This window comes from Stutzerimonas tarimensis (genome assembly GCF_042648805.1).
Lineage (GTDB): Bacteria > Pseudomonadota > Gammaproteobacteria > Pseudomonadales > Pseudomonadaceae > Azomonas > Azomonas tarimensis.
Map to the genome: position 1 here is coordinate 458,508 of NZ_JBHRXZ010000022.1, position 12,665 is coordinate 471,172.

The following is a 12,665-nucleotide window of genomic DNA, read 5'->3' on the forward strand; positions in this document are numbered from 1 at the left end:
CAGATGACCCAGCCGCAATTCGAGTATGGCGAGTCGGTTCGACTGATCCGCAACGTACGTAACGACGGCACCTATCCGGGAAAGGAAGTCGGGGAGTTGCTCATCCGGCGCGGCGCGGTGGGGTGTGTTTACGACGTCGGTACCTATCTTCAGGACCAATTGATCTATCGCGTTCATTTCATCGATGACGCTCGCACGGTTGGCTGCAGGGAGGAGGAGCTGATCCTGGCTTCCGATCCCTGGGTGCCCAACCTGTTCGAGTTTCGTGACAAGGTCGTTGCGCTGCGCAGTTTCGCCATCGGGGGCGAGGTGGTGGTCGAACGAGGCCAGGTCGGCACCATCGAGAAGGTCCTGCGTGATCTGCCCGACGGTGTGCAATACCACGTGCACTTCAGTGACGGACGTATCCTGCAGATTCCCGAGCCGAGCCTGGCGATGGTCGATGCGGCAGCGGCGGGGGTAGACCATGAGTGAGCAGACGGCAGGTCCGGAACGCCGCTACCGGCTGCTGCGGGTATCGCTTGACCGCTTCGGCTGCGAACCTCGGGCGCTAGACGATAAACAGCAGAAACAGGCCGAACGCATCGTGGCCCGCCAGCTCGAGATCGAAGAGGCGGTGTTGCGCAGCCCCGAGGCCATCGGGGTGGTCATTCCCGAGTCGCAGGTCCGCCATGCCTGGAAGAGCATCGGAGAACGCTACGAGGACGAGGCAGCCCTGTCCATGGCCCTGGAGCACCAGGGGCTGGATGTCGAAGGGGTCAGCAACCTGCTGGCTCGCGAGCTCAAGGTCGAGGCAGTGCTGGAGCGCATCAGCACCGGGGCACCCGAAATCAGCGATACCGATGTCAGCCTCTACTACTTCAGCCACATCGAGCAGTTCGATCGGCCGGAAACCCGTCGCGCCCGGCATATCCTGCTGACGATCAACCCGGAATTTCCCGAGAACACCCGCGAGGCGTCCCGTACCCGTATCCAGGCCATCGCCCACCGACTGGGCAACAAGCCCGAACGTTTCGCCGAGCAGGCAATGAAGCATTCGGAATGCCCTACGTCGTTGCAGGGCGGGACCCTGGGGGACGTCAAGCGGGGGACCCTTTACCCGCAGCTGGAAGATTGTCTGTTCGGACTCAAAGAGGGCGAGATCAGCCCGACGGTCGAGTCGCCGATGGGCTTTCACCTGATGCTCTGCGAGGCCATTACCCCGAGCGGGCGCATGCCGCTCGAAGAGGTACTGCCGCGGCTACGGGACTGGCTGCAGTCGCGGCAGCGCCAGGCACGCCAGCGGCAATGGCTGGAAACCCTGCTGGAAAAATCCGCACCTTTGGAGGAACTGGCCCATGGCTGATACCGAGAACCCCTGCTGCTCGTTCTGTGGCGCGGAAAAAAGCGCAACGGTACCGCTGATCGCCGGCAATGACGGTCGCATCTGCGAAGCCTGCGTAAAACTCGCCCATCAGGTGGTCAACAGTTGGGGCCAGCGGCGCAAAAGCCAGGAGCTCGCCCCGCAGTTGCGTACTCCGGCCGAGTACAAGAAACATCTGGACGAATCGGTCATCGGCCAGGAGGAGGCCAAGGAGACCCTGTCGGTCGCCGTGTACAACCATTACCTGCGCCTGCTCAACTGCGATCGCGATCCGGTGTGCCACCTGAGCGAAGAGGTTGAGCTGGAGAAATCAAACATCCTCATGGCGGGCCCTTCGGGCACCGGCAAGACGCTGCTGGTGCGCACCCTGGCCAGGATCCTCGGGGTGCCCTTTGCCTCGGCGGATGCGACCACCCTGACCCAGGCCGGCTACGTTGGCGACGATGTGGACAGCATCATCGCCCGATTGCTCGATGCGGCCGACGGCGATGTCCAGCAGGCCCAGTGGGGTATCGTTTACATCGACGAGGTGGACAAGCTTGCCCGCCGCAGCGGGGGAGGTACCGCGGTGCGGGACATCTCCGGCGAGGGCGTCCAGCAGGCGTTGCTGAAGATGGTCGAAGGCAGCGAGATGCGCATCAGCAAGTCCGGGCGGCGCAACGAGCAGAACGAGGAGCAGGTGATCGACACCCGCAACATCCTGTTCATCGCCGGCGGAGCCTTTCCGGGTCTTGAGGCGCTGGTTTCGTCACGTCTGCAACCCAAGGACACCAGCATCGGTTTCCATACCGCGCCAAAACAGAAAGCTCCCAGCATCAACGAACTGCTGTCCTCGCTGTTGCCTGACGACCTGCATGAATTCGGCCTGATTCCCGAATTCATCGGTCGCTTCCCGATCATTACCTTTCTTCAGGAACTGGATCACGCCACCTTGCTGCGGATTCTCACCGAGCCGCGCAACGCGCTGGTGAAGCAGTACAAGCAACTGTTCGCTTACCAGGGCGTGACCCTGGAAATCACCGATGCGGCGCTGGACTACATCGCCGACCAGGCGTTGACGCGCAAGACGGGTGCGCGGGGGCTGCGAGCGGTGCTCGAAGGCGCGCTGCAAAAGACCATGTTCGATATGCCGTCGATGCCTGGCCTGCGGGCCTGCACACTGGATCTGGCTGAGCAGGAAGGCGGTGTGCAGCGCCTGACGGTGGCGACTCGTATCGCCGAGCCCGGTGATGAGGACGATGCGTCTTTCTCCATGCCGTCCCCGGAGGAGAGTACTGCCCAGGCCAAGCTGACCGCCGAGCTGTCGCAAAGATGACATCAATCGACGGTGTCAGCTGTCCGTTTTGCGACAGCTTGGTCGTCGCTACAAGAATAGTCTTTGTAAAACAATAGGTTAACTAGCCATTCGCGGGTGGCCTGCCTCTTGCTCTACCCTCAGGAGCCAGCCTGGCGCAAGCCGCTGGCAACCCGACTACGACTACACGCAGCCAGAGGTTGATTATGGCCAGGATTGGACTTTTCTTCGGCACCAACACCGGTAAAACCCGCAAAGTCGCGAAGATGATCAAGAAGCGCTTCGACGAAGAAACGATCGCGGACCCGATGAACGTCAACAAGGCCACGCCCGACGACATCGCCAAGTACCAGTTCCTGATACTCGGCACCCCGACCCTCGGCGAGGGTGAGCTCCCTGGCCTGTCGGCCGATTGCGAGAACGAAAGCTGGGAAGAGTTTCTGCCCCAGCTGGAAAGTGCCGACTTTTCCGGCAAGACCGTCGCCCTGTATGGCCTGGGCGACCAGGTGGGTTACCCCGATGAGTTTCTCGACGCAATGAAAGAGCTTCATGATTTCGTTGTCGAGCGCGGTGGCAAGGTCGTGGGTGCCTGGCCCACCGAGGGCTACGAGTTCGAACATTCCGAAGCTGTGGTCGATGGCAAGTTCGTCGGACTGGCGCTGGATCTGGACAACCAGAGCAACCTGACCGAAGAGCGCTTGAGCGCCTGGCTGAAGCTGATCGCCGCGGATTTCGACCTTACCGTCTGAGCTGCACCCGGCCCCGGGCCATACCCGGGGGCCCCTCTTCCGGCGTGCGCAGCCACGCGGTCAACGGCATCCTTCATCTTTTCCGTCTTCTACTACGCACTGCCCACTAGCAATCCGCAGGCCGAACGTGGCCAAGGCGGCTCAGGAACGCGCAGGTAAAGGGTAGTGCTCGAGACTGTTCCGACCGCTCCGTGCCGGAGCCCTGTCGGAGGCGTTCAAGCAGAGAGGTGCCGCTTGCGGCCCGACCATCCTTCCGGATGAAGCCTGGCCGCTGGCGACAGTGACGGCCCGGGGCGGACCGTCGAGGACATCAGTGGTTGCGCGTCAGCAACGCGGGTTTTTCACTGCGATTGCGTCCGGGCTGACGGTCCAGCTGTTCGAGTTGCTCCAGTTGCTCCAGGCTGGGCAGCCGGTCCAGCTTGGACTCCTTGCGCACGATCACAGGCTGGCGCGTGCTGGGTGCTGCCGTGTCCTTGCGTCCGGTGGACTCGAAGGGGGTCAGCTGACGCTCTTCGCCACGCGGGCGCCGCGGACCTCCGGAGCGACCCTGGCCGCCAGCCTGCGACTGGCCGTTGCGGGCCTTGGCTGGACGCTTGCCATTGGCCGCTCCCTGAGCCTGGCCCTGAGCTTGCGCCTGTCCGTTGCGGCGTCGCGTCGGTACCGCGGCACTGGCGGCAGGGGTGGCGCCAGCGGCGGGACGGCGGCCACGGTCCTTGCCTTTCTGGTTCTGATAAGGGCTGACGTAATCGACGCTGTTGCCGAAGTTATCCACTTCGTCATCGAGAAACTCGTCAGGCGCGCGATCGAGCGGAATAGCAGGCGACAACGTTTCGCTCACCTTCAAGAGGGGTGCATCTGTGGCCCCGGAGGCCTGGGCGCCCTTGCTTTTGCCCCGGCGATTGCGGCGTTTGCTTTTCGCGCCTGGTTCGCCCCCGCTCTCGCCAGCGGCTTCGCTGGCAGGCTTGGACTTGGCTGCCGGCTTTCCCTGTCGCCCGTTGGGGCGGCGCTCGCGGCTTTCTCTCGGTACGCTGGTTTCGCCACGCGGCGGGCGATTTTCCTTGGGCTCGGCTTCCAGGGTGGTTGGGTCGAAGCCCAGCGAGTCGCCATCGGCGATCTGCTGGCGAGTCAGGCGCTCGATGTTGCGCAGCAGTTTCTCCTCGTCCGGCGCCACCAGCGAAATGGCTTCGCCGCTGCGTCCGGCCCGACCGGTACGGCCGATACGGTGGACATAGTCTTCCTCGACGTTCGGAAGTTCGTAGTTGACCACGTGGGGCAACTGGTCGATATCCAGCCCGCGAGCGGCGATGTCGGTGGCTACGAGTACCCGAACGCTACCGTCCTTGAAGTCTGCCAGGGCACGTGTCCGGGCATTCTGGCTCTTGTTGCCATGGATGGCCGCGGCGGTCAGGCCTTGCTTCTCGAGATACTCGGCGAGGCGGTTGGCACCGTGTTTGGTACGGGTGAAGACCAGCACCTGTTCCCATGCACCCTGGGTCACCAGATGAGCCAGCAGGGCGCGTTTGTGGGCGGCGGGCAGGCGATAGACGCGCTGCTCGATGCGCTCCACCGTGGTATTGGCCGGGGTCACCTCGATGCGCTCGGGCTCGTGCAGGAGCTTGCCGGCAAGATTGATGATGTCCTGGGAGAAGGTGGCGGAGAACAACAGGTTCTGGCGCTTGGCCGGCAGTTTCGCCAGTACCTTCTTCACATCGTGAATGAAACCCATGTCGAGCATACGGTCGGCTTCATCGAGCACCAGGATCTCTACATGGGAGAGATCCACGGCGCCTTGGCCGGCCAGATCCAGCAGGCGGCCTGGGCAGGCGACCAGCACGTCGACGCCCTTGGAGAGCAGTTGCACCTGTGGGTTGACGCCCACGCCGCCGAAGATGCAGGCGCTGGCCAGTGGCAGGTCACGGGCATAGAGCTGGAAACTGTCGTGTACCTGGGCGGCCAGCTCGCGGGTCGGGGTCAGCACCAGGACCCGCGCCTGGCGAGGGCCATGGCGCTGGGCCCGGTCAGGGTGACCGCCGGGAAACAGTAATTCGAGGACGGGCAGCGCGAAGCCACCGGTCTTGCCGGTGCCCGTCTGGGCGGCGACCATGAGGTCGCGTCGTTGCAACACGGCGGGAATGGCCCGCTGTTGCACAGGGGTAGGCTGGGTGTAGCCGGCAGCCTCGACGGCACCGGCTAAAGCCTCGGAGAGACCGAGGGAAGCAAAGGACATGCGAGATCCTGTCTTATGGGGGCGTTGGGCCCAGGGACGATCATGCCTGGCTGGATGTGCGTGCCTCTGGGCACTGTCCCGTCCGGTCGTGCCGCTGACTCAAGAATTGGCGGCATCCGGGCGCAAGCCTGGCGGGAGTGCGGAGTATAACAGAGTGTGTCAACCCCGCGATATTACGACACTCCCCGGGCTGCCTGGTTCAACCGCAAGGGTAGCGGGCCGGCAGCCGCACAAGGAGTGAAGGCGCTGATACTGCACGGCTATGCCCGCTTTGCCAAGCACTGAATGAAAACCCGGCAAAAGGTTTCAGCGCGAGAGGCCCAGGTTGTTCCAGATCGCCAGGCTAGCTTCGGCCTGGTTCAGCGTATAGAAGTGCAGTCCTGGCGCGCCGCCGGCCAGCAGGCGTTCGCACATCTCGGTGATCACTTGTTCGCCGAACGCCTGGATGCTGTCGATATCATCGGCGTAGGCCTCCAGCTGCTTGCGTACCCAGCGCGGCAGTTCGGCGCCGCAGGCGTCGGAAAACCGGGCGAGCTTGCTGTAGTTGGTGATCGGCATGATGCCTGGTACCACCGGGATCTCCACGCCCAGCTTGCGCACGCGCTCGACAAAGTAGAAGTAGCTGTCGGCATTGAAGAAGTACTGGGTGATCGCGCTGTCGGCCCCGGCGTTCGCCTTGCGGGCGAAGTTGGCCAGGTCCTGCTCGAGGTTGCGGGCCTGGGGATGCATTTCCGGATAGGCGGCGACCTCGATGTGGAAGTGATCCCCGGTTTCGCTGCGGATGAACTCCACCAGCTCGTTGGCGTAGCGCAGCTCGCCGCTTGCCATGCCCATGCCAGAAGGCAGGTCGCCGCGCAGGGCAACGATGCGGCGTATGCCGGCCTGGCGATAGGTTTCGAGCAGCTGGCGCAACTCCTCGCGGGTGTCTCCGACACAGGACAGATGCGGCGCGGTGGGAACCTTCACCTCCCCATCGAGCTGGAGCACGGTGTTGAGGGTACGGTCGCGCGTGGACCCTCCGGCACCATAGGTGCAGGAGAAGAAATCCGGTTGGTGCTCGGCCAGCCGACGGGCCGTGGCAATCAGTTTTTCATGCCCGGCTTCGGTCTTGGTCGGAAAGAACTCGAAGCTGATGGAAGGGCGAGGGGATGTGCTCATGGGCGAATCCAGAGAAGCAGTCGGGCGAAAGTCTGCCCGTAACCTTCTTATCGCGGGCGGCCAGAGACCAGGAGGGAACGAGACGGCAGCATGGCGCTGCCCTGTCGTCCCGCTTCAGCCTCTGGCCGCCTGCGGCTTGGGTAGGGTGGAAACGGCTGCAGGCCCTTTCCACCAGACGCTCGGCCAGGTGGAAAAGCGCTTTGCGTTTTCCATCCTACGCATCAATAGCGATAGCTGTCGGGCTTGAACGGCCCTTCCACCTCGACGCCGATGTAGTCGGCCTGCTTCGGGGTCAGGCGGGTCAGGACGCCCCCGAAGCCCTTGACCATCTCGGCCGCGACTTCTTCGTCGAGCTTTTTCGGCAAGACCATGACGGTGACGTGGACGCTCTTCTCGGATACCGGCAGGTCGGCGAATTTCTCGTTGTAGAGGTGGATCTGCGCCAGCACCTGGTTGGCGAAGGAGCCGTCCATGATCCGGCTGGGGTGGCCGGTGGCGTTGCCCAGGTTCACCAGCCGGCCTTCGGCGAGCAGGATCAGGTAGTCGTCATTGGCCGGGTCGACAGTCTTGCCGGTGCGGTGGATCTTGTGCACCTGCGGCTTGACCTCTTCCCAGCCCCAGCTGGCGCGCATGAAGGCGGTGTCGATCTCGTTGTCGAAGTGACCGATGTTGCACACCACGGCGCGCTTCTTCAGCCCTTTGAGCATGGGCGCATCACAGACGTTGACGTTGCCGGTGGTGGTGACGATCAGGTCGATCTTGCCCAGCAGGGCAGTGTCGACGCAGCCGTCGGTGCCGTCGTTCAGGCCGTCCTTGTACGGGGACACCAGCTCGAAGCCGTCCATGCAGGCCTGCATGGCGCAGATCGGGTCGACTTCGCTGACCTTGACGATCATGCCTTCCTGGCGCAGGGACTGCGCCGAGCCCTTGCCCACGTCGCCATAGCCGATCACCAGCGCCTGCTTGCCGGACAGCAGGTGGTCGGTGGCGCGCTTGATGGCGTCGTTGAGGCTGTGGCGGCAGCCGTACTTGTTGTCGTTCTTGCTCTTGGTGACCGAGTCATTGACGTTGATCGCCGGCACTTTCAGGGTGCCGTCCTTCAACATGTCCATCAGGCGATGCACGCCAGTGGTGGTTTCCTCGGTGACGCCGTGGATGCGCTCGAGGGCCTGCGGATACTTGTCATGCAGGATCTGGGTCAGGTCGCCGCCGTCGTCGAGGATCATATTGGCGTCCCACGGCTGGCCACCCTTGAGGATGGTCTGCTCGATGCACCACTCGTACTCTTCTTCGGTCTCGCCCTTCCAGGCGAACACCGGGACACCGGCCGCGGCGATGGCGGCGGCGGCCTGATCCTGGGTGGAGAAGATATTGCAGCTGGACCAGCGGACTTCGGCGCCCAGGGCGATCAGGGTCTCGATCAGTACGGCGGTCTGGATGGTCATGTGGATGCAGCCGAGGATCTTCGCCCCGGCCAGCGGCTGCTCGGCGGCGTACTTCTGGCGCAGGCCCATCAGCGCGGGCATTTCCGACTCGGCGATGATGATCTCGCGGCGACCCCAGGCGGCCAGGGAGATGTCGGCGACCTTGTAGTCGGTGAAATCGGCAGGCGTCATGACAGCGCTCATTGAAGAGTGTCTCCATTCGTAAAGTGCGAATGGGCGCCGTTGATGCGTTCTGGGAAACGCCCCATCCGAGCCTGACAAGCGCTCTGTGTAGCACAGGGCCTGCTGCAGCGCCCCTCGGATGGGTGGCGGGCATGGCGCGGGCGGAGCCGTCCATGTGAAGCCTGCCAAGTATAGCGGGACTGTGCGGCGGACCCAAGCGCTGGCGTCTTCTGATGTTGCACATGGGCGCTTTGCCCCTGGCCAGCCTGCGAGGATAATCCCGCTTCCGCCGAGATGAGTGAGGGACTATGAAAGGCTTGTTTTCCGGTGCGTTGGTGGCCGTTGCGCTGACGCTGGCAGGCTGTGACCGCGTCGACCCCGACTCGCCCCTGGGCCAGCGCAAGGCGATTTTCCAGGAGATGCTCGAGGTCAAGGAGGACATGGGCGGGATGTTGCGTGGACGCCTGGCCTTCAGCGCCGAGGCCTTTGCCTCCGGTGCGGTGCGACTGGACGACGTTTCTCGCCAGCCCTGGCAGCATTACCCGGAGGTTCGCGAGGCGCAGAGCGATGCCCGCGATGAGGTCTGGCAGCGCCAGGAGCGCTTTACCGAGCTGGCCCGCGAGCTGGAGGCCACCACCGCTGCCCTGCGCGAGCTGACCCAGGCCCAGCGGCCGGCGCCACGGGTGGTGGCGCCGGCCTTCCAGAGGGTCGAGGACAGCTGTGAGCGCTGCCATCAGGAATTCCGCGTCTACTGACGGTGCCCCTGGGCCTTCAGAATCCATCGATGCCGGCGGCAGCCAGCTTGAGGCTCAGGCGGCTGAGCTCCGGGTGATTGAAGAAGGCGTGTAGCCCAGCGGCGCGTACCGCACCCACCCCGGGCTGGCGTTGCCAGTCGTCCTGGCTGCGGCGGCCAGGGCCTGCCAATTGTCATCGGCTGCCAGACGAAGCTCCAGGGGAACGCCGAGAGCGCTCAGCCAGCGGGCGAAGGGGCGTTGGCGGGCCAGTTGCAGATTTTCTGTCAGGCTCTGCCCGCGCGCCGGCCCCAGCGCCTCGGTCAATTGCTCGGGCTCGAGTGACAGCCAGTCCACCAGTCCGCCCGCGAGCCCCGCCTCCATGAGTGCCTGCCAGGTGCCGCGGCCGAGCCCCGGCAGGTCCAGTGCCTGACGATCGCTGAGCCAGGTCAGGCGGGCCAGGTACTGTTGTTCGCAGCCGGCGCGGGGCGTCAGACAACTGAGGCGGTGATAGGCGCTCGCGTCCGGGGCCATGACCGCCTTGCGCTGTGACGTTCGCCAGATCACCGAATCCAGCCGCGGTATGGTCTGCCCGGCAAGGCTGATGGCGACCTGATCACCCGGGCCCACGTCCAGTTCCTGCCAGCGGCGCAGCGAGCCCAGGCTGATCCGGGTGACGCGGCGGTCGTCGAGCTGCACCGGCGCCAACTCGAGCACGGGCGTGATTCGCCCGCTGCGGCCAATGCTGAAGTCGACGCCGCGTACCTCGGCCAGTGCCGTGCGTGGCGGATATTTCCAGGCTGCCGCCCAGGCCGGTGGCGCGGCCTGCCAGTGGTGGCCGGGCGGACGCTTGCCCTGTCGCAGCACCACGCCGTCGCTGGCGAAGGGCAACGGCGAGCGGTACCAGTGTTCTCGCCAGCGCTGTGCCTGCTCGAGGCTGGTGATCGACTGGGTGTAGCTCAGACCTTCGCCCAGCCCCAGCGCGGCCAGCCCGCTCAGGCGTGCCGGCATCTCCTCCGGGCCGTCGGGCCAGTCCCAGACGAACAGGCCGATACCGGCGCCGGTCACGCCGTCGAGTGCCTGGCGCATCATTGCCCCGGCGACGCGGCTGCGCGCGCCGGCACCGCCTCCTGCAGCCTGGACATGACTTTGCAGTCTCCAGTACAGCTCGCCCTGCAGCACCACCGATCGAGCCTGCGCAAGGCGCTGCGGGATAGCCGGAACCGCGCGGGCGTTGGCAGTCCAGTCCTGGCCGCGCTCGCCGTCGCCCCGGCTGATCACCCGCTGCAGGCGTCCCTCGTGGTATTCGAGGGTCACGGCCACGCCGTCCACCTTGGGCTGGATCCACAGGTCGTCCCGGCTCGCCATCCAGTGCCGGGCGGCCTCGGCGCCGGACAGCTTGGCCAGGCCGGTCTGCACGACGGGATGCCGCGTCTTGCCGCCCACCGAGACGAGTGGGTCGGGCGGGGGGATTTGAACCCCCGGATGGCAGGCTTGCCAACCGCCGAGGCGGGCGCGGGCGCCGTCGTAGAGTTCATCGGCCACCGGCGAAAGTCCGTCGCGGTGGTAGGCTTGGTCCCAGGCAGCGATCTGCTTCGCCAGGCGGCCGATCTCGGCCTCGGCGTGGGCGTCGCTCCAGTCCGGGCAAATGGCGAGCGCCAACGATGAATGGAACAGTAGCAGCGGCAGAAGTATCAGATGGCGCATCTCAGGAGCATCCTTGCTCGACTGGGAGGAGTATTCTGACGAGCTTTGGGCGGGGCGACTGTGTCGCGCCGCAAGCTCCGCCATGCTGCCCGCGCCATCCCTTGCGGGATCCTTACCGGAGGTCGTCCTTTCTTGCGTCCCATCATTACCATCGAACAGCTCACCAAGACCTACGCTTCGGGTCATCCCGCCCTGAAGCAGATCGACCTGGAGATCCGCCAGGGCGAGATCTTCGCGCTGCTCGGCCCCAACGGGGCCGGCAAGACCACCCTGATCAGCATCGTCTGCGGCATCGTCAATCCAGGCGGCGGCCGGGTTCTGGTGGATGGTCACGACATCATCCGTGACTACCGTGCGGCGCGCTCGCGGATCGGCCTGGTCCCACAGGAACTCTTCAATGAAGGCTTCGAGAGCGTCTGGGCGACGGTGCGCTTTTCCCGCGGGCTGTTCGGCAAGGCCCCGGACGATGCCTATCTCGAACAGCTGTTGCGCGACCTGTCGCTGTGGGAGAAGCGCGGCGCACGCATCAACGAGCTGTCGGGCGGCATGAAGCGTCGGGTGATGATCGCCAAGGCGCTGTCCCACGAGCCTACCGTGCTGTTTCTCGACGAGCCCACCGCCGGGGTGGACGTGGAGCTGCGCCGCGACATGTGGGCCATGGTGCGGAGGCTGCGCGAGCGCGGGGTGACCATCATCCTCACCACCCACTACATCGAGGAGGCCGAAGAGATGGCCGACCGCATCGGGGTGATCCGCCAAGGCCAGATCATTCTGGTGGAAGACAAGGACCGGCTGATGAAGCAGCTCGGCCGCAAGCAGCTCATCCTCCATCTGCAGCGGCCGCTGGCGAGCATTCCGGCGGAGCTGGCCGACGAACCGCTGGAGCTGATCGAGGATGGGCAGTCGCTGGTGTTCACCTTCGACACCCAGCGTGAGCAGACGGGTATCGCCGAGCTGCTGCGCCGCCTCGCCGAACACGACATCGACTACCGCGACCTTCAGACCAGGGAAAGCTCGCTGGAGGAAATCTTCGTCAGCCTGGTGAGGAACGACTGACCATGAACCGTTACGCTGTCCGCGCCATCTACCTGTTCGAGCTGTCCCGCGCCTGGCGCACCCTGGCGCAGAGCATCGCTACCCCGATCATCTCGACGTCGCTGTATTTCGTGGTCTTCGGCGCGGCCATCGGCGCCAACATGAACGCGGTGCACGGAGTCAGCTACGGCGCCTTCATCGTGCCGGGGCTGATCATGATGATGTTGCTCAGCGAGAGTATTTCCAACGCCTCGTTCGGCATCTACATGCCGCGCTACGCCGGGACCATCTACGAGGTACTGTCGGCTCCTGTGTCCTGGTTCGAGATCCTTATCGGCTATGTCGGTGCCGCGGCCACCAAGTCGGTGATCCTGGGGCTGCTGATTCTGGTAACGGCGCGGCTGTTCGTGGCCTACGAGATCCAGCACCCCCTGTGGATGGCGCTGTTTCTGATACTTACCGCGGTCACCTTCAGCCTGTTCGGCTTCATCATCGGCATCTGGGCCAATGGCTGGGAGAAGCTGCAGATCGTCCCGGCACTGATCGTCACGCCGCTGGCGTTTCTTGGCGGAAGCTTCTATTCGATCGAAATGCTGCCTGAGATGTGGCAGAAGATTGCTCTGCTCAACCCGGTAGTCTACCTGATCAGCGGGTTTCGCTGGAGCTTCTATGGGGTATCCGACGTCAACCCGGCGATCAGCCTGGGTATGACCCTGGGATTCATGGTCTTGTGTCTGGTGATCATCGGCTGGATCTTCCGCACGGGTTATCGCTTGAAGCAATAGCCGCTTCAA

The 12,665-nt window shown here is 64.4% G+C and carries 11 protein-coding genes, 1 pseudogene and 1 riboswitch; of the genes and pseudogenes, 8 read left to right on the top strand and 4 right to left on the bottom strand.

The window, feature by feature from the left end:
* Nucleotides 1–3 precede the first annotated feature (3 nt).
* From ACFOMF_RS11325 to ACFOMF_RS11340, 4 genes are all read left to right on the top strand, one after another.
* A complete protein-coding gene (locus ACFOMF_RS11325; protein ID WP_386364842.1) occupies nt 4–474 on the top strand; it encodes a nitrogen fixation protein NifZ in 471 nt (156 codons plus the stop codon).
* A complete protein-coding gene (gene nifM / locus ACFOMF_RS11330; protein WP_386364844.1) occupies nt 467–1,345 on the top strand; it encodes a nitrogen fixation protein NifM in 879 nt (292 codons plus the stop codon). The genes ACFOMF_RS11325 and nifM overlap by 8 nt, the downstream gene beginning before the upstream one ends.
* A complete protein-coding gene (gene clpX / locus ACFOMF_RS11335) occupies nt 1,338–2,678 on the top strand; it encodes an ATP-dependent Clp protease ATP-binding subunit ClpX (protein WP_386364846.1) in 1,341 nt (446 codons plus the stop codon). The genes nifM and clpX overlap by 8 nt, the downstream gene beginning before the upstream one ends.
* Before the next feature lie 185 nt (nt 2,679–2,863).
* Nucleotides 2,864–3,406: a flavodoxin gene (locus ACFOMF_RS11340; RefSeq protein ID WP_386364848.1), complete on the top strand. Its 543-nt coding sequence runs from the start codon at nt 2,864–2,866 to the stop codon at nt 3,404–3,406.
* A gap of 310 nt (nt 3,407–3,716) precedes the next feature.
* Here ACFOMF_RS11340 and ACFOMF_RS11345 read toward each other — a convergent pair whose 3' ends face one another.
* On the bottom strand, nt 3,717–5,633 hold the full coding sequence (locus tag ACFOMF_RS11345) for a DEAD/DEAH box helicase (protein ID WP_386364850.1): 1,917 nt from the start codon (nt 5,631–5,633) through the stop codon (nt 3,717–3,719).
* 156 nt (nt 5,634–5,789) lie between these two features.
* Between ACFOMF_RS11345 and ACFOMF_RS11350 the strand changes: the two genes are divergently transcribed.
* Nucleotides 5,790–5,918 carry a hypothetical protein gene (locus ACFOMF_RS11350; protein ID WP_386364853.1) on the top strand — a complete coding sequence of 43 codons (129 nt, stop codon included), beginning with the start codon at nt 5,790–5,792 and terminating at the stop codon, nt 5,916–5,918.
* A 21-nt stretch (nt 5,919–5,939) separates the two neighbouring features.
* On the opposite strand, the gene metF is transcribed toward ACFOMF_RS11350, so the two are convergent.
* Nucleotides 5,940–6,791, bottom strand: a complete 852-nt coding sequence (gene metF, locus ACFOMF_RS11355) for a methylenetetrahydrofolate reductase [NAD(P)H] (RefSeq protein WP_386364855.1) — start codon at nt 6,789–6,791, stop codon at nt 5,940–5,942.
* 221 nt (nt 6,792–7,012) lie between these two features.
* On the bottom strand, nt 7,013–8,419 hold the full coding sequence (ahcY, locus tag ACFOMF_RS11360) for an adenosylhomocysteinase (RefSeq protein WP_386364857.1): 1,407 nt from the start codon (nt 8,417–8,419) through the stop codon (nt 7,013–7,015).
* Between the two features lie 24 nt (nt 8,420–8,443).
* A riboswitch (S-adenosyl-L-homocysteine riboswitch) is annotated at nt 8,444–8,541 on the bottom strand.
* 165 nt (nt 8,542–8,706) lie between these two features.
* On the opposite strand from ahcY, the gene ACFOMF_RS11365 reads away from it, so the two are divergent.
* The gene (locus tag ACFOMF_RS11365) at nt 8,707–9,153 is read left to right on the top strand and encodes a c-type cytochrome (protein ID WP_386364859.1); all 447 of its coding nucleotides are present in this window, start codon (nt 8,707–8,709) and stop codon (nt 9,151–9,153) included.
* 16 nt (nt 9,154–9,169) lie between these two features.
* Here ACFOMF_RS11365 and ligB read toward each other — a convergent pair.
* Nucleotides 9,170–10,836: pseudogene (ligB, locus tag ACFOMF_RS11370) on the bottom strand (NAD-dependent DNA ligase LigB).
* 132 nt (nt 10,837–10,968) lie between these two features.
* On the opposite strand from ligB, the gene ACFOMF_RS11375 reads away from it, so the two are divergent.
* A complete protein-coding gene (locus tag ACFOMF_RS11375) occupies nt 10,969–11,892 on the top strand; it encodes an ABC transporter ATP-binding protein (RefSeq protein WP_386364862.1) in 924 nt (307 codons plus the stop codon).
* Between the two features lie 2 nt (nt 11,893–11,894).
* Nucleotides 11,895–12,656: an ABC transporter permease gene (locus ACFOMF_RS11380; protein ID WP_386364864.1), complete on the top strand. Its 762-nt coding sequence runs from the start codon at nt 11,895–11,897 to the stop codon at nt 12,654–12,656.
* The last annotated feature ends 9 nt before the right edge of the window (nt 12,657–12,665 follow it).